We start from the raw sequence: 19,185 nt of genomic DNA, 5'->3' as shown, positions 1-19,185 counted from the left end.
AATTTGTCGATCATGTGGTTCCCGAGCTGGTCACGCGCGGTCTGTACCGCAGCGAGTACGTGGGCTCGACGCTACGAGAGAACTTCGATCTTCCGTGGGGGTCCGATCCTTCCGAGCTCACGGATGTGGGTCGCGCACGTTGACCCCGAGTTCCCCGACTTCCGATCTATGACAAGGACTATCCTCCATGACGACAACCCTGACGACAACCTTGTCGACGCTGCCCACCCCGGTAACTGACGAGGCCTTCGAGCGAGTGCTCGAATTCATCACTTCGCGTGCCGAGCATCATGATCGTGTCGGGAAGTTCCCCGTCGACGCGTTCGAAGCACTGCAGAGCATCGGAGCTCAATCACTGGCTGTTCCCGTGGAATTCGGCGGCGGGGGCGCTGACGCACCCGAACTCGTCGAGGTGATCGAACGTGTAGGCACCGCCGATCCGTCGGTAGGACTGATCTTGCAGTGGAACTACACCAACCACCTGACACTGCGGAACTCGGACAACGGCTGGCCCGACGAACTCAAAGCCGAGGTGTTTGCCAGCGCAGTGTCCGAGGGTGCGCTCATCAATGGACTCGCGGTCGAGCGTGAGCTGGGCAGCCTCTCACGTGGCGGTATTCCGGCGACCACGGCCACCAGACTCGCAAGTGGAGATTGGCAGATCGACGGCGAAAAGTCATACGGAACAGGTATTTCCGGGCTGCGCTGGTTCACAGTCACCGCAAGCACCACCGACCCGGAGCCACTGGTGGCGACGTTCCTGCTCGACCGCGATACTCCGGGATGGCAAGTGGTTCCGACCTGGGACCATCTCGGTCTACGAGCGTCCGATACCCAGACCGTGGTTTTCGAAGGGACTCGCGTCCCGAACTCCAGACTGGTGGACGTGCGCGATCCGCGCGAGGGAACAAACAAGGTACGGAATGCGGGGCGGCAGGTACTGCCCTTGCTCCTGGCCGCCAACTACAATGGTGTTTCCATCGCCACGAGGGACTGGCTGGTGCGATACCTCCACGAGAGGATTCCGACCGCGCTCGGGGCGCCGCTGGCAACGGTGCCGCGCTTCCACGATCGGGTGGGAGAGATCGAGGCACAGTTGCAGACAAGTCGGGCTCTGGTACGTCACGCGGCCACCACTCTCGGCGACGGCGGACCATTGCCGGGCCTGGCCAAACACGTCGCGACCTCGACCGCGATTCGTATCACCGAATCCGCGCTGGACCTGACCGGGAATCCCGGGCTCTCCCGAAGCAATCCACTCGAACGCCATCACCGCAATGCGATGGTGGGGCGAATTCATTTCCCGCAAAGCGATTTTGTACTCACCAACCTCGGTAAGGCCGCCATCGCGGCCGGTGCTTCGAAAGAAGGCGAACAGCGATGACCCGTCAGGTTCATCTCAACGTCAACATCCTCAACGCCGGTGTGTTCGGCGGCTCCTGGCGACTACCGGGAACCGATCCGCTGGCCAGCTTCGGCCTCGCGCACTATGTGAACATCGCCCGCAAAGCCGAGGCTGCCAAGTTCGATGCCGTATTTCTCGCCGACGGTCCGGCGATCCGGGACGATCTGCGCTATCGGCCGTTCAATAGTCTCGAGCCGTCGGTGGTGCTTGCTGCGGTGGCCGCCTCGACGTCCAGGATCGGATTGATCGGCACACTGTCGTCGAGTTACAACGATCCGTACGACGTGGCCCGACGCTTTGCGACGCTCGATCAACTCAGTGGCGGACGGTCGGGGTGGAACGTCGTCACCACGGCGGGCCGGGAACCAGCGCGCAACTTCGGTTTCGACGACGAGCCAGATCACGGCCGGCGGTACGAACGTGCGGCAGAGTTCGTCGAAGTCGTCCGAAAACTCTGGAACAGTTGGGAACCCGACGCGTTGGTAGGGGACAAATCCGCCCAGACGTTCGCCGACACCACGCGAATTCATCGTACCGACCATCACGGCGAACACTTCGACGTTGCGGGCCCGCTCAATGTTCCGCGGTCACCGCAGGGCGAGCCGGTGGTCGTGCAGGCGGGTGCTTCGCGCGACGGCCGGGCACTGGCGGCCCGGGTCGGCGAGGTGATCTTCACTGCGGCGCAAACCGAGGACGAGGCACGCGAGTACTACTGTGACGTGAAGGCGAGGGCGCTCGGATACGGCCGTCAGCCCGAAGACGTCATCGTCCTGCCCGGATTGTCGACCGTGATCGGCAGTACGGAAGCCGAAGCCCACGCGCGTCGTGAACTGCTCGCCGAACTGGTACCCCCCGAGTACGCCCTCGAACGCCTTGCCGGGCAGTTGGGGGTTCCCCGCGAAAGTTTGGTACTCGACCGGTCGTTGCCGTGGGAACTCTTGGCCGACCCGGACGCAGCAGTTGGATCGCAGACGTTCTACAAGATCGCGGTCGATCTCGCCCGGCGTGAGAGCTTGACCGTTCGGCAACTGCTCAAACGCCTCGGCGGCGGTGCCGGACACCGGATCGTCACCGGTACCCCGGAGCAGGTCGCCGACGCGATCGTCGGCTGGGTGGACAAAGGCGTGGCCGACGGATTCAACCTGATGCCGGACGTGCTTCCGAGCGGTTTCGACGATTTCGTGGACCACGTCGTGCCCGAGTTGCAGCGCCGCGGTGTTTTCCGTACCGAGTACGACGGCACCACGCTCCGTGGGCATCTCGGGTTGGCGGTTCCCCGCCATGTGGTTCCGTCGTCTCACATCGACCAGGTGGTGGCGTGATGGCTCGTTCGCTGCACTTCTTCGTCAACGTCGGCAGTGCCGGTTACCACGCGGCAGCCTGGCTCGACCCGGAACTCGATCCCACCGCCTTCATCACTCTCGACCATTACCGCCGCGTCGCCGAGATCGCCGAGCGCGGCAAACTCGATGCATTGTTGTTCCCGGACATCCCGGTCCAACAACCGGGTATCGGCGCGGACCGTCGGCTTCCCTCGACCCGGTGTTGCTGACCAGTGCGCTCGCGGTGTCTACCAGCCGGATCGGATTGATTCCCACTGCGACATCCACTCTCAATTTTCCGTACAACCTTGCTCGTCGAATTCTCTCGCTGGATCACGTGAGCAATGGCCGTGCCGGATGGAACGTGGTGACAACATTCGAGCCGAACGCCGCCAAGAACTTCGGAATCGACCACCTTCCGGAACGCGACGAGAGGTACCGTCGAGCAGGAGAATACGTGGGTCTCGTCCAACGACTATGGGACAGTTGGGAACACGGCGCTCTCATTGGCGATCAAGAGAATGCGCGCTTTGCAGATCCGGATCTGGTCCACGCAGTCGAGCACCAAGGCGAATTCTACTCGGTCGCCGGTCCGCTCAACGTCACCCGATCGCCACAGGGGCGCCCGGTTCTGGTCCAGGCCGGATCGTCTACGCACGGGCGGGAATTCGCCGCCGCGCATGCGGAGGCGATCTATGCCACCCAGTTCGATCTGGACGCGTCGGGAGCATTTTCCCGCGAGATCAGGTCGAAAGCCGCTGCACTCGGCCGCGATTCGAATCAGATCAGGATTCTTCCCGGTCTGGTGCCGATAGTGGCAGATGCCGAACGAGCCGCCCGGGCGAAGTTCGACGAACTGCAAGAGCGCCTTCGCCCCGAGAGCGCTCCAGTTCGCCAGCTCGCGTCATGGTTGGGGTATCCGGACGAAGAGTTCGACCTGGATTCTCCGCTCCCCGCACACGTACTGGAACTGCCGCTCGGTCGCGTCGGTCCCCAGGGATTCTTCACTTCACTCACCGACTATGCAGCGGCAACCAGGCATACCGTCCGACATCTGTTGACCGAAGTTCTGGGCGGTCATCGCGTGGTCATCGGAGATCCTGTCCAGGTGGCCGACCACATCGAAACCTGGTGGCGGAGTGGATCGGTGGACGGATTCACGATCATCCCTGCCGCTCTACCTCGATCACTGGAAGACTTCGTAGATCTAGTCGTCCCGGTTCTTCAGCAGCGAGGCATCTTCCGGTCCGAGTACAGCGGGATCACCTTGCGCGATCACCTCGATCTTCGTGAACCCGAGAATTCTTTTGCCGAGCTGTCCGGCAACTACCGCGGTCAGGCCTCATGACATCGGGGCAGGGGGAGGCACAACCCGGTGAACTCGGCACGATGCTCTTGCACGGAAGCGGAACCCCAACTGCAGACGTAGCAGGCTGATTTCGCTGTTCTTTGCGCTAGCTTTGCTTGCAAAGTGAAGGTTGGGGTTTATGGCGATTGTCGAGGCCGGTGTCGACCGGACGGTGGATCGTCGGTCGGGTGTGCCGGTGGTGATGTCGGTTGCCGTAGTGGCTGCAGTGATGCAGATCGGCGCGGGATGGCGGCGCGGCGCTCTGGATGGATCGTTCGGGTTCGACGAGTCGGTGTATTTTCTTCGGTACCCAGCATGTGTGGTCGGGTTCGTTGCTGTATCGGGACTTCCAGTGCGTGCATCCGCCAGGTTTTTTGGTGGCTTTGGCGCCGTTCACGTAGTTGGCGGAACTGACGAGCAACTCCGCCGTGATGGCGGCTGTGGTTCTCGGCGTCGCGGCCACTGTCAAGTTGTGGGCGGTGGTGCCGTTGATCGTGCTGGCAGCCTGGGTCGTCGCTAGGTGCGGGTGGCGGCGGCTGGTGTGCTTCGACTCAGGCGTGGTTGCGGCGAGTGTCTGATGTTCGTCGACCGCTACGCCGCAATCGTCGGTGAGATCGCGGTCGCGGACTCGGACATCAGTGCGGCGCTCTCTACCGCCCTCGGCTATCAGCGGGCGATAGCCGATCGGTTCCGCGGCAGCGGCGCGGTCTTGATCAGCGAACGTCAAGTCGCCGAACTCGCTCCGGACATGCGTGTTGTCCTGCATACCGATTTCACCCGCATCGGTGATGTGGGCCGCTACCAGCAGTGGGAGCGGCCCAAAGCGGAGTGAAGCCCGCCGACATCATGTGCGGGTAGCGTCAGCTCGCGGGCGGTGTGCCGATCACGGACGCGCCTTCGGGCGACTGGAATGCGGGCGGGGTGCCGTTGAGGACGTAATCGCCGAGTTGCTGCTCCCGGTAGATCAGTGGGTTGTGGGAGGCGAGGGTCCGCACGTTCCGCCAGTGCCGGTCGAACTGGTACTTGCGGTCCAGTGCGGACGAGCCGCCCACCTCGAAGATCTCCGTGGTCGTCTTCAGCCCGAGTTCCAGCACGATGGACTGTGCCCGGTAGGCGTCGAGCTCGGCTTTCAGTTCCAATGCTGCCGTCTCTTCCTCCGCTTCGGGCGTGCGTTCCGCCTTGGGGGTGATCGTTAGCGCGTACCTGGCATCCGCTGCGGAGTCGAGAGACGTTGCGGCGTCGAGGACGGTGGCGCGGATCGCGTAGGCAGAGGCGTCGGCGCGACCCACCACCTGCTGGATCAGCGGATCCTGTGTGGCGACCGCTGTTTTCGCCTGCGGGTAGGTGCGGTGCCTGAGGCGTACGAACTCGGCGATCTCGTCAGTCGCCCGGCGGACGATACCAGCGATTGTGGCGAGATGCGTCAGCTGGAAGTGCGCGAGGTGCCCCGCGGTGCCCCCTGGCGGCGGGAACAGGAATTCCGGCCCCTCCACCTCCGCGTCGGCGAACACGGTGGTGCCACTCGCGCTGCCCCGCTGTCCGAAGCCCACCCAGTCGTCGATCCGTTCCACACCCGGGGCATCCGCCCTGACGACGGCGGTGCGCCGCTCGCCGGCCTCGTCGAGCACCGCGACCGTGAGGTAATCGGCATAGAGGGCGCCGGTGCTGTAGTACTTGGTTCCGTTCACGACGAACCGCCCGTTCACTTCGCGCAGCGTCGTCGACGGCTGACGGAACGTCCCCTCCCGTTCGCTGACCGCGGTGCCGAACACTATCCCGTCACCGACGCGGCGGAGCCACTGCTGCCCGCGCTCGGCGTGGCGTTCTCGCCAGCGGTCCTCGACGAATCGCGAGTGGACCCGAAGGGCGTGCGGCAGATTGGATTCCGCCGCAGCCAGCTCCACGACGAGTAGGTAAAGTTGACGTAGACTCGCGCCGTCGCCGCCGAACTCTCGCGGCACCCGCACCGCACTGCAGGGAAACCGACCTCCCGTAGCCAGCCTGCCTCCTCTAACGCGAGGCGGCCACTGGTCTCGCGTTCCAGAGCTCCCTCGGCGATCCGCTCGAACACGGGCCGATACTTGTATAGCAGTTCCTCGTCGGTCGGGCCTTCGGCTACGGTGAGGGGTGCGGCGGCGAAATCGGTGGTCATCTGTTCTCCTGGGTGGGTACGGTGGTGCGCGGGTCGGGAAGACCGAAGCGGCCACGAATGGTCGATGAGTCGTACTCGGCGGGAAACACGCCCTCCGCCTGAAGGATCGGAACCACCTGCTGCACGAACCGTTCCAGGTCGTCGTGCAGCAGCGGGAAGTGCGCGTTGTATCCGGACACAGCCCCGGCTGCCCACCAGTCGATGAGCGAGTCGGCCACGTCCTTCGGCGTCCCGATGACGACCCTATGCCCCCCGTTGCCGCCGACCAGCCGGACGATCTGCCTGGTCGTGGGTTCCTCGGTGCGGACCAGATCCTGGACCGCCTTGCTGAAACCGACCGGGCCGATCTGATCCTCTGCAGGCTCGAACCAATGCGGCTCGAGTGGTCGATCGACGTCGACGGAACGAGGGAAGGCCGGGTTCACTTCACGCTGTCGGTCGAGGAACCGCGCGATCAGGTCGTCTTCGCTGCCTGCCCCGTGGAAAGCCTCGTGCCGGCGTAGCGCTTCCTCGCGGGTGTCACCAAGGTACACGTTGATGCCGGGGAGCAGCCTGATGCTGTCGGCAGGCCTGCCGTGACTGCGGGCGGCCCCGTCGAGTGCGGCCGCGTAGTCGAGGGCAGCCTGCTTTCCGAGGACCGCCGCGTACACGATCTCGGCATGCTTGCCGGCGAAGTCGATGCCCTGCTCGGATGCGCCGGCCTGCGAAATCACCGGGTGCCCCTGCGGACCCACCGGCACGTTCAGCGGACCTCGCACGTCGAAGAACTCGCCGTGATGGTCGATGGTCCGGGCCGTGGTCTCGTTCCATAGCGGACCCGTCGGCTCCGGTCCTTCCGGCGTGTCCCACGACAACCACAATTCCTTGACGACTTGGAGGAATTCGTCGGCCTTGCGGTAGCGGTCCTCTCGGCCGAGGATCTCCTCCGCGGTGAAGTTCGCGGTGATGTCCGGGTTGAAGCTGGCAACCGCGTTGAAGATCACCCGGCCACCGGAGATGGAGTCGAGGCTCGCGAGGCGGCGTGCCAGGTTGTACGGCGAGTTGTAGCTCGTCGACGCCGTCAGCACGAACCCGATATCGGGGATCGCGCCTGCGATCGCCGAGAACAGCACGATCGGGTCGAACAAGTGGCCCGGGCCGTGCCGGGCATCACGCTGCAATGCAGGATGATCCGAGACGAAGACCGCGTCCAGAATCCCGGATCGGGCGATCTCCGCGCATCGCTTGTAGTGCTCCCAGTCTGCGAAGCGATTCCACTTCGTTCCCGGCCAGTTCCACGCATGCGGAGACGCACCTGCTCCCACGATCGAGGCGGCGAGCGTCATCCTCCGCTGTGGGAGGTCGGCTCCAGCGCTCATATGAATGCTCCATTCGATGGATGTGGTCGCTGATCGGCTCGAAAGGGTCTCGTGCACAGCAATTTTGGTGACGATGGACTAGGCTGCGGGGACGTGAGCATCATCGAACCGACACCGCGGTGTCACCGAGCGGTGGCGGATCGTGCCTCCCATCTCACCTACCGATCGGCGGGCGCGTCAACAAATTCGATCGCAGTGGTTCAAACACCCTCCCACGTGGCGTTGCTCGGATCGTGTCACGGCGCCCGTGAACATGATTGGCGCCGTGAACTTCTCGTCAGCACCTGGGGGCGAAAATCCGGTAGCCCGCGACACTGGAACCAGCGTGATTCATTCTCCGGTGCGGCGGATCGTCGAAGGTCGGGGACTTTCGCTCAGTTCGGTTGCACGTAAGGCGCTTCCGACGCCCCTCTCCCGGGGTTATGTTGTCGCCACCGGCCACTGTGCCGCGACTCGATCCAACCGCTACCGAGCTAAGGTGGAAACTCCTTGAGCACTTCATCGATCGACACGACCGCGACGGCCGAGAAGGCCACCGACGGAAGAACCATCGACGCGGACACTCTCCGCCTCTGGCTCGCGGACGGGGCGGAACTGGCCGTCGTCGACATCCGTCCCAGCGACGAGGTCGGCTACGCCTCGCCGTTGTTCGCCACGAACATCCCCGCGGACCGACTCGAAACCGAGATCGACCGTTTCGTACCGGGTGCCGTCGTGCGAACCGTCCTGGTCGACGGAGGTGACGGTGTCGCGCAGTCACTTGCCGACCGCCTCGCTGACGCCGGACGGACCGAAGTCCACGTCCTCGCCGGCGGTATCCCGGAATGGACCCGGCGCGGAACAGATGGCCTTCCCACTTTCGACGTTCCTGGCAAGGATTTCTCCCTGGCGATCCGCGACGAACGCGACACCCCCGTCGTCACAGCCGCCGAACTCAAGGCGCTCAAGGATCAGGGCGCGGACGTCGTCGTCATCGACACCCGCACCTTGCCCGAGTTCGCCGCCGGCCACGTTCCCGGTGCGGTCGGCGTTCCCGGTGCGGAGTTGCTGCTGCGGTTCGCGGATGTCGTGCCCTCGCCCGATACCCACGTCGTGGTCTCCTGCGCCGGGCTTCCGAGGGCCATCATCGGCGCCCAGACGCTCATCGACTCCGGTGTCCCCAACAAGGTCTCGTATCTACACGACGGCACACGCGCATGGAAGGAGGAGAACTTGGAACTCGAAACCGGGGCCACCGCCGTCTACGGGCCGGTCGACGAGGCGGGACGTCGGCGTGCTGCCGAGCGGGTCGAGGCGATTGCAGCACACGACGAGTTCCCCCGCATCGACGTGGCGACCGCGCAGGCGTGGGGCGCTGACGGCGACCGCACTACTTACCTGCTCGACATCCGGACACCCGAGGAGTTCGAGCGGGGTCACCTTCCCGGTTCGATCACGTCCGAGGGTGGCCAGCTACTCGGTGTCTCCTACCGCACCATCGCCGTGCGCGGGGCGCGCGTGGTCCTGATCGACGATTCCACCGGCGCCCGCGCCGCTGTCGTCTCGCATTGGCTTCAGCGACGCGGCTTCGAGATCGCCGTCCTCCTGCACGATTTCGACACCGCCGCCTGAGCCGTCCGACCAGTCGTCCACCCACACTTTCCGGGAGCAGATGATTATGACCCTCACTCTCGACACGCCGATCGACACGAGCAGTGCCGATCTGGTCGACGCCGCCGACGAGCATCCGCTGGTGGCTCGGGTACGAGCCTTCGCGCACGATACCCTCGCGCCCCGAGCCCTGCGGACCGACCGCGAGGGTGTCTCCGCGGATACCGTTGACGAGCTGCGCCGGATCGGTCTGCTCAACCATCTGGCACCGGCCTCGTTCGGCGGCGCCGAGTTGGACAAGGCCGCTGAACGCCGGGTTCACGAGCACCTCGCCTACGGCGACTTCAACACCTGGCTGGCGTGGGCCCAGCACACGGGGTTGATCGTCCACTTCACCACTCTGGCGAAGAGTGGCAAGCCGATCGGGGAGGTGGGGGAGAGGGTGCTGCGTGGGGAGGTCCTCAGCGGGACCTCGATCAGCGACGCCAGGCATTATCCCACCCGATACGTCCGTGCCACCCCGACCGCGGGTGGCTGGAGGATCGACGGCACCGTGTCCTGGGTGAGCGGCTGGGGTATCAATACTCTGCTGTCGGTCGCTGCGATCGACCCCACGACCGAGTCCCAGTTGCTCGCGCTGATTTCGGTTAACGACGAACGGTTGCGTGCAGAGCCGCTTCCGCTGGTGGCGGCCAGCGGAAGCCGTACGTGGCGGGTCACGTTCGACGGGGTGTTCGTAGCGGAACCGGATATCGTCAAGCGAACTCCGAGATCGGAGTGGGATCAGCGCGATCGCAACATCGTCAGTGACGTCCGGTCGCACGTGTTCGGGGTGTCGCGCGCGATCCTCGACGAACTGCGCACTACTGGCGCGAGTGCGGTGGTGGCGCAGGCGTGGGAGCCGCAGTTCGCCCGCTATCGGGCGCGAGCGTATGCCCTGTCCGATCAGGCGGAGTCGGACCCCGCCGGGCCCCAGTACTTCGAGGACAGGCTCGCACTCAAGGTCGAGGTGTTGCGGTCGCTTCACGAGATCGCACGGGCCCTGGTGATCTCGCGGGCCGGCTCGGGGATACTCGGCACCGACACGGCTCAACTGCATGCCCGTTCGGCACTGTTTCTTCAGGTGCAGAGCCAGAACCAACAGTCTCGGTCGGCTCAACTCGCGAACATCGCGGCATCCGCGCCCCGGTGAGAGTCGTTGTTGTACAACAGAACAATTATGCGTAGAATCCACATCTATTCTGCGAGTTGATCTTTAGACTCACCGTGCTTTAATGTCGTGACCCGACAAGTGCTTTCACCATAAGTTCCTATTCATGAAAACAACAGTTCACGCCTCACTGTCGACACGAGAGCGCCGACGGCGATTCCGAGGCGTGTTCGGAGCTCTCGCGCTGAGCGGCATTCTCGCGCTGACTGCATGCAGCAGCACAGCCCCGGGGGCGGGCGGAGACGGGGGCGGCGAGCCGCAGATCGGTGGCACCCTGCGTATCGCCCCCCTCAGCTCCACCGAGTCGCTCGATCCGCACCTGAACACCAGCTTCGCGGCGAGCAACTACGGCAACAATGTCTTCGACAAACTGACGTGGCAGGACCCGGAGACGGGCGAGATCGGCCCCTGGCTGGCCACCTCCTGGAACGTCAACGAGAACAACACCGAGTTCACGTTCACACTGCGCGACGGGGTCACCTTCAGCGACGGCACCGCGTTCAACGCGGACATCGTGAAGAAGAACTTCGACCAGTACGTCTTCGGTGACCCGGCGCTCGGCATCAAGCCCAACGGCTCCACCCACCTGAAGTCCTATCAGGATAGTGAAGTCCTCGCCGACAACATCGTCAAGCTCTCGTTCTCGGCTCCGTCGGCCGGCATCCTGCAATTCATCTCCTACTCCGGCAACAACCAGCCCGGCATCATCGGGCAGAAGACCCTCTCCGCCAACGCCGAGCAGCGCCTCGACCCGGCGAACATCGTGGGTACCGGCCCGTTCGTCGTCACCGAGTACGTACCCAAAGAACGCACGGTCCTCACCAAGCGTGCCGACTACAACTGGGGTGCACCAGGTTTGGAGCACGAGGGTCCGGCCTACCTCGACAAGGTCGAGTTCGTGACCATCCCCGAAGCGAGTGTCCGCACCGGATCGCTTCAATCGGGTGAGGTGCAGGCAGCCTTCGACATCCTCCCCACCGACGAGACCGTTCTCGAGGCGCAGGGCTTCGACATCACTTCCCGGACGATCGCCGGGCTGAACCTGGGCTGGAACATCAACACCGACCTCGAACCCACCAACGACATCAACGTGCGGCGCGCGATCGTCCGTGCCACCGACCGCGCCGGAATCAAGGAAACCATCCTCGCACCATCCGAGGGGCAGGCGAAGTCCGGTCTCGCAGCCCACGTCCCCGGCTTCCTGGACTACTCCGACACCGCGCTGGCCTTCGACCCCGAGGAGTCGAAGCGTCTGCTCGAGGAATCCGGCTGGAAGGTCGGTTCCGACGGTATCCGGGAGAAGGACGGAAAGAAGCTGACGCTCAAGGCGACCGGGCACTATCTGGTCCCCAACAGCCGTTATGCCTACGAGTCGACCCAGGCTTCGCTCAAGGAGATCGGCATCGACCTCGACTTCCAATTCGATGCCAGCAGTATCCCGACGGATCAGGTCAACAAAGAATTCCACCTGATCAACACCAACCGCAGCCGTAACGATCCGGCGATCCTCAACGTCAACTTCAATCCGAATCGCGGCAACTCCGCACGTATCCCTGCGGACTTCCCGGACCGGCAGAAGATCGTCGACACGCTCGAAGCGCTCGAGTCCACCCTGGACCCGACGCAGCGGGCCGCGCTGACCGAGCAGGCGCAGGACCTCGTCCTCGACGAGTACGTCCTGTACGACCCGGTGTTCGAGCCCTCGCAGGTGGCCGCATCGAAGGGCGTGTACGGCATCGACCTCGACGCCACCAGCCGCCTGCACTTCCTCCGCACCTGGATTGACCAGAGCTGATCCTGCTCGCCCCGGTCCGGTTCCATCGGACCGACCCGGGCGCCGTGCAGACACACACTCGAAAAGGACCCCGATGACACGCTATGTCCTCCTGAAACTGGGTCGAGGCCTGGTGGTGGTGTGGGGCGCGTTCACAGCCTCCTTCATCCTGCTGTACACGCTGCCGGCCAGCCCGATCGAGCTGATGTTCAACCCTGAGGAGCGCAACGACATCTCCCCTGAGGCGTACGCACAGATAGCGCAGCAGTACGGCTTCGACCAACCGGTGTTCGTGCAGTACCTCCACCGACTCTGGGCTGCATCGCATCTCGACTTCGGATCCTCAGTCCAGAACGGAAAGCCGGTGGCGACCGCAATCGCCGAGGCGCTACCGAAAACCCTCGTGCTGGCGGTGGCCGCGCTGGTCCTGGCAGCACTCATCGCGCTCGCCATAGCGTGGGTCGCCACGTACCTCGAATCCCCGTGGCTGCGGAACGTCATCGCCGGCCTGCCACCCCTGCTGGTCTCGTTCCCGAGCTTCCTGCTCGGACTGATCATCATCCGGGTCTTCTCGTTCCAGCTCGGCTGGTTCCCGCCGATCAGCCACGACGGCCTGCACGGGCTCGTACTGCCTGCCTTCGCGCTCGCGATCCCTGTTGCCGGCCCTATCGCGCAGCTGCTGTTGCGCAATTTCAGCACCGAGTACGGCTCGCCGTACGTGCTCACCTCGTTCAGCAAGGGCCTGCGCAAGGCCACGGTGATCAACGGCGACGTCCTGCGCAACGCGAGCCTGCCCGCCCTCACCCAGGGCGGAATCATCGTCGGCGAATTGCTCGCCGGGGCCGTCATCACCGAAACCATCTTTTCGCGCAATGGGATCGGACGCCTCACCGAGCAGGCAGTCCGCGCTCAAGACGTGCCTGTGGTCCAGGGCGTGGTCATGTTCGTTGCCCTCGCGTTCGTCACGGTCAACTTCGTCGTCGACGTCGCCTACCCCCTGATCGACCCTCGACTCAAAGCCGCCCGCGAAGGAGTGAAGACCGCATGACGATCGACAGCGACGGCACGCTGGTCGCGGACCCAGTACTGGTCACCGCTCCGGAACCGATCACGCCGCCGACCCACCTTCCGCCGCCGACCCGTTCACCGGGCGCACCGCCGCGACGACGCTTCGGCGCACTGAACCCGATCCTGTCCCGACCCGGCCTCACGCTGGCGGTGCTGATCGTCGTACTGGCGATCGCCTGGTGCGTCGTGCCCGGACTGTTCGCTTCGAAGGACCCCTACCTCCCGGACTCCAAAGCCATTCTGGTCGGTCCCAGCGTCGAACACCTTTTCGGCACGGACCGTTTGGGCCGCGACATCTACTCGCGTACCGTGCACGGTGCGGTGATCACCCTCAGTGCGACGCTGCTCGCCGTTGCCATCGCTTTCTTCATCGGCACCGTTCTCGGTGCGATCGCCGGATTCGTCGGTGGCGCGGTCGAACTCGTCATCATGCGGGTAGTCGACGTGCTGCTGTCGGTGCCTGGTCTGCTGCTCACCATGGTGGTGGTCTCCGCTCTCGGGTACGGCACCCTCAATGTCGCGATCGCCGTCGGTGTCTCCGCGGTCGCCAACTTCGCCCGAGTGATGCGGGCCGAGGTGCTGCGCGTCGTGCAGGCCGATTACGTGGAGGCGGCTGCGAGCATCGGAACACCCCGACTGATCATCCTCACCCGTCATGTACTGCCCAACTCGCTGAGTTCGGTTGTCGCGCTCGTCCCATTGCAGTTCGGTGCGGCGATCCTGGCGATCGCGGCACTCGGTTTCCTCGGATTCGGCGCTCCGCCGCCGGAACCGGAGTGGGGACTGCTGGTCTCCGAGGGTCGCGACCTTCTCGCGATCGCCCCCTGGATCTCACTACTGCCCGGGCTCGTGATCCTTGCGGTGGTTCTCTCCAGCAACCGAATCAGCCGTGAACTGCAGAGTGAGGCAGGTCCGCGATGACCCTGTTGTCCTTCGAAGACATCGATATCTGGTATGCCGGCCGTGGTCGCTCCGCGACGAAGGCGGTTTCCGGAATCAGTCTCGGCATCGAGGCCGGGGAACTGGTCGCCATCGTCGGAGAGTCGGGCTCGGGCAAGTCCACCCTCATCCGGTCCTCGATCGGCCTGCTCCCCCGCGCCAGCCGTGTCGAAGGACGAATCCTGCTCGGCGGCAACGACGTCGCCGGGTGGAGCCAGAACAAGTTCGCCCGCTACCGGGGCAGCTACGTCGGCTTCGTGCCCCAGGACCCCGGTGTCTCACTGAATCCGGTCAAGCCGGTCGGCAGGCAGCTCGAGGACGCGCTGCGCAACCGTCTCGGACGCAGCCGGCTGCTTCCGTTCACGACGTCCGCGCAGCGGCACAACCTGAAGTCGCACGCGCTGAAATTCCTGGAACTGGCCGGTCTTGCCGTGCCGGACCGCATCTACAGCAAATACCCGCACGAACTGTCCGGCGGTATGAAGCAGAGGGTGCTGATCGCGATCGCGCTGTCCGGCGAGCCGGCACTCCTCATCGCCGACGAGCCGACCAGCGCGCTGGACGTGACGGTGCAGAAGCAGATCCTCGACCACCTCGACCGGCTCCGGACCGAGCTGAACATCGGCATCCTCCTCGTCACCCACGACCTGGGTGTCGCGCTCGAACGCGCCGACCGTGTCGTGGTGATGCGTGACGGCGGCGTAGTCGAGGAAGGCAGCAGCGACACCCTCTTGCACCGCGCCTCCGACCCGTACACGCGACGACTTCTCGCCGCCGCTCCCGGCCTGCAGACCGGAACCCTGACCCCGCGGCCGATTCGGGTCGACGCGCTCACCCCGCACGCCTCCGAGGAGCGCGCCTCCTCCGAGTATGCGATCGAGGTGATGGGTGTGTCGAAGACGTTCCACGCCGCGCACAGCAAGGCAGAACCGGTGGTCGCGGCCGACGACGTCTCCTTCCGCGTCGCAACCGGCACCACCCATTCGCTGGTGGGTGAGTCCGGGGCAGGAAAGTCCACGATCGCCCGGATCGTCGCGGGATTACGCACACCCGACGAAGGCGAGGTCACGCTGCTCGGGCAGAGCGGCACCTGGGATCGCACCCGGCTGAGCAGGCGCCTGCAGTTCGTGTACCAGAATCCCTATTCCTCCCTGAACCCGCGGATGTCGGTCGCCGACCTGATCACCGAACCACTTCGGGTGCACCGCAAGGACATCGACCGCGCACGGCGCCGCGTGATCGCCGAGGAACTGCTCGACGGTGTGCGACTGGACCGCAAGTATGCAGACCGCCGGGCAGGCGAGCTGTCCGGCGGACAGGCACAGCGCGTCGCGATCGCCCGAGCCCTGTCCCTGAACCCCGAAATCGTTATCCTCGACGAGGCGGTATCCGCACTCGACGTGTCGGTTCAGGCGGAGATCCTGCAATTGCTCGTGGATCTGCAGGCGGCGTACAAGTTGACGTACCTCTTCATCACCCACGACCTCGGTGTCGTACGCCTGATCGCCGACACGGTGACAGTGATGCGGCACGGATCGGTCGTCGAAACTGGTTCGACAGCAACGATTCTCGACAATCCCGTCGACGAGTACACGCGACGCCTCGTCGATTCTGTGCCGGGCACCCACCTGTTCCTCTGATCACTCAGCTGCCCGGCCGATCGATCCCGACAAGTTGACAGTACCGGGTTGATCACCCGGTGTCGTGGTGTCGATGGTGTTGTCAAATCATCGGGTATGGAACAGATAACGAGAGAGTCGGGTCATCGCACGGAGAGTCCGGTCAGGAAGTGCGGGTATCGGTCGCCTCTGAGATCCTCTTCGGCAACGTGAGGTTGCCCGCCAGCGCCATCCTGCCCGGAGTTTGCGGAATGAAGGGGCTTCTCTCCTGCCTCAATGAGCACGCTTCAATATCCTGTTCAGCGAAGTGGCGCGTTACCCGAAACCGGCTACTGAACAAAAGCTCATGCCACAATCCGTGCTTGAATCGCGGCTCACCTGGCCGACTGTCCCTCGTGTGGCGCTGCCTGCCCGTCCGCTACGCTGCAGCGTGAGATCTTAGGGTTTGTTGGCGCGACGTTCAACGAGCAGCGGCACGGAGTCGCGGATGTGGTTGCCGTCGAACTGTTCGTATGGTTGGGCGACGGCGCCATCAACATTCTCGTGCGCCGTGGAGGGAAATGGCGCTATGAGGTACTGCTTGACCTGAAGGACGTGTCGGGGCTCTTCTGCGGAGTCCATCATCTCTTTGCGATCATGCTTGCTCTGCCGGACACGTTCCAGGAAGTACGGGCGTTGACCATGTCACGAGCGGTGCGAGTATTGGTTTTCACGTGTTGTTTTGTCGGGTGTAGTCCGAGGATTTGAATTCGAGGAGTGGGAGCAGGGCGACGGCGGCCACCAATGCGAGTACGCCGCAGACCACCAGAAACCGCCAATCGGCGAGCCACGCGCCGAGCAACGGCGAGCCGGCGCGAGCCAGCGCTGTCGGGATGGTGATCGCGGCAAGGACACTCGCGAAGTGAGTCACGCCGAAGTTGTCGGCCAGGATCGATGGCCGTGCGATGACTCCGACGCCTTGTCCGAGACCCACGGCCGCGACGCACAGCAACGTCAGGGGTATCGACAAGCCCGCCAGTGGAAGCAACAGTAGGCCGAACCCTTGTATGGCGAAGGCGCACGACGTGACCGGTGTGATGGCCAGGCGGGTACCCGCCACTGTGAGTATCAACCGCGAGAGAATCTGCAGGACACCGACGGCGATGGGCACTGATGTTGCGACCGCAACGGAGTGGCCTTGGTCGAGCAAGTATGCGATCACGAGTAGGAGGAATGCCGATGCCGATCCTGCCTGAGCGACGAAGGCGATCAGCAGCAACCAGAATCGTCGCTGCCGCAGTGCTGCACCGAAAGGCGTTCCTGACCTTGTCCGGACGCGGTTGCGATGCGCGGCGCGCGACGGTACGGCCCATAGATGCCCGGGTACGGCTGTAGCGACGAGGATGGCCGAGAGGATGATCAAGGTGGTGCGCCAGCCGAAATCGCTGTTCATCCAACCGAGGAGCGGATATACCAGATAAGTGGACAGGCCGGCGATCATCGTGACGGTGAGAATTGCCTGATTTCGTTGATGCGCTTCGGTCGCAACCACGATCACGGCGAACGTCGACTCGTATGTCGACATCGCCAGTGCCAGCCCGATCAGCGCAAAAGCCGCGTACAGCGACACCAGATTGGTCGCTTGCGACCACATCAGCACCGAGCACGCCCCGATCAGTGAGCCGGTGGCCATGAGCGTGCGTCCACCTCGGCGGTCAAGGATGCGACCGATCGGCAAAGCGGCCAGTCCGCCGACGAGAGTCGATATCGTCGAGGCCCCGGCGACCGCGGTGCGTGAGACGTCGAGATCGGTGGCGATAGGAATGAGAACTACCGGCAGGATCTGGATCATCGCGATGAAACTGATGGTGTTCGTGAGCGCGAACACCATCACCAGATGGCGGCGGTACTTGGGGCTGAGAGTAGTTGGAGTGTCGGTCTCGGCGGTCATCCGCGAAGTAGCGGAAGCAACTGGTTGCCTTGGCGTTCGATCTCGTGCAGGTACGGGGTGTCGGACAGAACGAAGTGGCTGATTCCGAGATCTTCGTATTTGCGAAGCGATTTCGCTACGTCTTCGGCGGAACCGACCAGCCAGGTGGTCGCCGCACCACCACCGCCCACCTTGCCGGGGGTGGTGTAGAGGTTGTCGTCGAGTACTTCCCCGCGGCTGGCCAGATCGAGCAGGCGTTGTTGTCCCACGGCGGTACGGCGGTGCGGATTCTGCGCGAGCGATTCGCTCGTACCGGCGTCGCGCTGGCGGGCCGCCATCTGCGCTACCTTTTCCTCAGCTTCTTTCCACGCTTGCTCGGTGGTGTCCCGGACAAACGTCGTGATGCGCAAGCCGAATTCGAGTGGGGCGTGTTCTCTTTCGATCCTTCCACTGAGCGTTGTGAGTCTGTCGATGCGTTCGGCGACACCGTCAAGTGTTTCGCCCCAGAACAATTGAACATCGGCCTCGGCGGCTGCGACATTCTCGGCTGCTTCGGAGGCGCCGCCGAAGTAGAGCTTCGGGTGTGGTCGGCCTGGCCGGGGCTGGATGCGTGGCCCAATGGTCGAGTTCTCCACGTGGAAATGCTCGCCGCGGTAGGTCACGTTCTCCTCGGTCCACAGTTTGCGAACGAGTTGGAGGAACTCTCGGGTCCGCGCGTAGCGATTCGCTTGATCGCCATCGGTGTCTCCGTAAGCTGCGAGATCGTCTTTGCCGGATACGATGTTGACCCGCACGCGACCGCCAGTGAGGTGGTCGAGCGCCGCCGCAGACGCCGCAAAATGTGCCGGCCGCCAGTATCCGGGGCGGATCGCGACGAGTGGCTCGAATGTGGTTGTCCTGGCTGCCAGTGCCGTTGCAACTGTGAAGGTGTCCGGACGGCCCCAACCGGCACCGAGCAGAGCTCCGGTCCAACCGTTCTCTTCCAGCGCGAGTGCCTGACGAGTGAGGGTGTCGAGGCTGTTGTGCCCGGCTTGTGTGTCGTCGCCGCGGTGGCCGGGGTCAACCTGGTTGGGGATGTACCAGAGGAATTCGGTGCTCATTGATTCTTCCTGATCTGATAGGAGACTGTCCGCTCGGCGTAGGTGCTTACTGTGCGAGATGGGACAATTAGGCGTCGCGTACCTCGGCTGTTTGTCCCTGCACCAAAACGAAGAGGGCTGCGCGTGCGTACAACTGCGCAGTGTTGTCGCGAACGATGCCCCGTCCCGCTCGGGCTATGACAAGGGCATGAGTGAGGGTGACGAGAGCTTCGCCCATGGCAACTTTTGCCGCCAGCCGCTCATCGATTCGGTGCCTTTCGTTCCCCGTGCTCTTGGCTGCGTCGGAGAGTGCGTATGCGTCGGTCCGAAGCTGCGCGATCCGGGGGCGCCACAGGTCGGCGAGCTCACGGGAAGTGGGATGAGCCTGCTCGAGTTCGCCGAGGACTCTGTC

The 19,185-nt window shown here is 64.1% G+C and carries 17 protein-coding genes and 1 pseudogene; 11 read left to right on the top strand and 7 right to left on the bottom strand.

What is annotated here, in order from left to right; all coding sequences use genetic code 11:
* Window positions 1–187 precede the first annotated feature (187 nt).
* From VIQ49_RS19520 to VIQ49_RS19505, 4 genes are read left to right on the top strand one after another with little or no spacing between them, the layout of a single operon-like run.
* On the top strand, window positions 188–1,384 hold the full coding sequence (locus tag VIQ49_RS19520; protein WP_331887708.1) for an acyl-CoA dehydrogenase family protein: 1,197 nt from the start codon (window positions 188–190) through the stop codon (window positions 1,382–1,384).
* On the top strand, window positions 1,381–2,727 hold the full coding sequence (locus VIQ49_RS19515) for an LLM class flavin-dependent oxidoreductase (protein ID WP_331887706.1): 1,347 nt from the start codon (window positions 1,381–1,383) through the stop codon (window positions 2,725–2,727). The genes VIQ49_RS19520 and VIQ49_RS19515 overlap by 4 nt, the downstream gene beginning before the upstream one ends.
* Window positions 2,727–2,957 carry a hypothetical protein gene (locus VIQ49_RS19510; protein ID WP_331887704.1) on the top strand — a complete coding sequence of 77 codons (231 nt, stop codon included), beginning with the start codon at window positions 2,727–2,729 and terminating at the stop codon, window positions 2,955–2,957. The genes VIQ49_RS19515 and VIQ49_RS19510 overlap by 1 nt, the downstream gene beginning before the upstream one ends.
* Complete coding sequence (locus VIQ49_RS19505; protein ID WP_331887702.1) at window positions 2,948–4,075, top strand: NtaA/DmoA family FMN-dependent monooxygenase; 1,128 nt, start codon at window positions 2,948–2,950, stop codon at window positions 4,073–4,075. Before VIQ49_RS19510 ends, VIQ49_RS19505 begins: the two co-directional genes overlap by 10 nt.
* Before the next feature lie 106 nt (window positions 4,076–4,181).
* Here the strand turns inward: VIQ49_RS19505 and VIQ49_RS19500 are convergent, their stop codons facing one another.
* Window positions 4,182–4,538, bottom strand: coding sequence for a hypothetical protein (locus tag VIQ49_RS19500; protein WP_331887700.1), 357 nt, complete (start codon window positions 4,536–4,538; stop codon window positions 4,182–4,184).
* 114 nt (window positions 4,539–4,652) lie between these two features.
* Between VIQ49_RS19500 and VIQ49_RS19495 the strand changes: the two genes are divergently transcribed.
* A complete protein-coding gene (locus VIQ49_RS19495; protein WP_331887698.1) occupies window positions 4,653–4,907 on the top strand; it encodes a hypothetical protein in 255 nt (84 codons plus the stop codon).
* A gap of 28 nt (window positions 4,908–4,935) precedes the next feature.
* On the opposite strand, the gene VIQ49_RS19490 is transcribed toward VIQ49_RS19495, so the two are convergent.
* Both VIQ49_RS19490 and VIQ49_RS19485 read right to left on the bottom strand, forming a co-directional pair.
* Window positions 4,936–5,979 (bottom strand): acyl-CoA dehydrogenase family protein, encoded by a 1,044-nt coding sequence (locus tag VIQ49_RS19490; protein ID WP_331887696.1) that lies wholly within the window; start codon window positions 5,977–5,979, stop codon window positions 4,936–4,938.
* A gap of 244 nt (window positions 5,980–6,223) precedes the next feature.
* Entirely contained in the window at window positions 6,224–7,585 is a 1,362-nt protein-coding gene (locus VIQ49_RS19485) for an NtaA/DmoA family FMN-dependent monooxygenase (protein WP_331887694.1), read from the bottom strand.
* A 489-nt stretch (window positions 7,586–8,074) separates the two neighbouring features.
* On the opposite strand from VIQ49_RS19485, the gene VIQ49_RS19480 reads away from it, so the two are divergent.
* The 6 genes from VIQ49_RS19480 (at window position 8,075) to VIQ49_RS19455 (ending at window position 15,806) form a co-directional block, all read left to right on the top strand.
* Complete coding sequence (locus VIQ49_RS19480; protein WP_331887692.1) at window positions 8,075–9,196, top strand: rhodanese-like domain-containing protein; 1,122 nt, start codon at window positions 8,075–8,077, stop codon at window positions 9,194–9,196.
* A gap of 46 nt (window positions 9,197–9,242) precedes the next feature.
* A complete protein-coding gene (locus VIQ49_RS19475; RefSeq protein ID WP_331887690.1) occupies window positions 9,243–10,367 on the top strand; it encodes an acyl-CoA dehydrogenase family protein in 1,125 nt (374 codons plus the stop codon).
* A 124-nt stretch (window positions 10,368–10,491) separates the two neighbouring features.
* The gene (locus VIQ49_RS19470) at window positions 10,492–12,180 is read left to right on the top strand and encodes an ABC transporter substrate-binding protein (RefSeq protein WP_331887688.1); all 1,689 of its coding nucleotides are present in this window, start codon (window positions 10,492–10,494) and stop codon (window positions 12,178–12,180) included.
* Between the two features lie 73 nt (window positions 12,181–12,253).
* Entirely contained in the window at window positions 12,254–13,207 is a 954-nt protein-coding gene (locus VIQ49_RS19465; RefSeq protein WP_331887686.1) for an ABC transporter permease, read from the top strand.
* Window positions 13,204–14,148: an ABC transporter permease gene (locus tag VIQ49_RS19460; RefSeq protein ID WP_331887684.1), complete on the top strand. Its 945-nt coding sequence runs from the start codon at window positions 13,204–13,206 to the stop codon at window positions 14,146–14,148. The genes VIQ49_RS19465 and VIQ49_RS19460 overlap by 4 nt, the downstream gene beginning before the upstream one ends.
* Window positions 14,145–15,806: an ABC transporter ATP-binding protein gene (locus VIQ49_RS19455; protein WP_331887682.1), complete on the top strand. Its 1,662-nt coding sequence runs from the start codon at window positions 14,145–14,147 to the stop codon at window positions 15,804–15,806. The genes VIQ49_RS19460 and VIQ49_RS19455 overlap by 4 nt, the downstream gene beginning before the upstream one ends.
* Window positions 15,807–16,223: 417 nt before the next feature.
* Here the strand turns inward: VIQ49_RS19455 and VIQ49_RS29005 are convergent, their stop codons facing one another.
* From VIQ49_RS29005 to VIQ49_RS19440, 4 genes and pseudogenes are all read right to left on the bottom strand, one after another.
* Window positions 16,224–16,406: a three-helix bundle dimerization domain-containing protein gene (locus VIQ49_RS29005; RefSeq protein ID WP_414731669.1), complete on the bottom strand. Its 183-nt coding sequence runs from the start codon at window positions 16,404–16,406 to the stop codon at window positions 16,224–16,226.
* Between the two features lie 88 nt (window positions 16,407–16,494).
* Entirely contained in the window at window positions 16,495–17,715 is a 1,221-nt protein-coding gene (locus tag VIQ49_RS19450; RefSeq protein ID WP_331887680.1) for an MFS transporter, read from the bottom strand.
* On the bottom strand, window positions 17,712–18,794 hold the full coding sequence (locus tag VIQ49_RS19445; protein WP_331887678.1) for an LLM class flavin-dependent oxidoreductase: 1,083 nt from the start codon (window positions 18,792–18,794) through the stop codon (window positions 17,712–17,714). Before VIQ49_RS19445 ends, VIQ49_RS19450 begins: the two co-directional genes overlap by 4 nt.
* Window positions 18,795–18,861: 67 nt before the next feature.
* Window positions 18,862–19,185: pseudogene (locus tag VIQ49_RS19440) on the bottom strand (acyl-CoA dehydrogenase); the annotation flags it as partial.

The organism is Williamsia sp., assembly GCF_036566845.1.
Lineage (GTDB): Bacteria > Actinomycetota > Actinomycetes > Mycobacteriales > Mycobacteriaceae > Williamsia.
The sequence above is the reverse complement of the archived record's forward strand: the minus strand, read 5'-3'. Positions and strand labels throughout refer to the sequence as shown.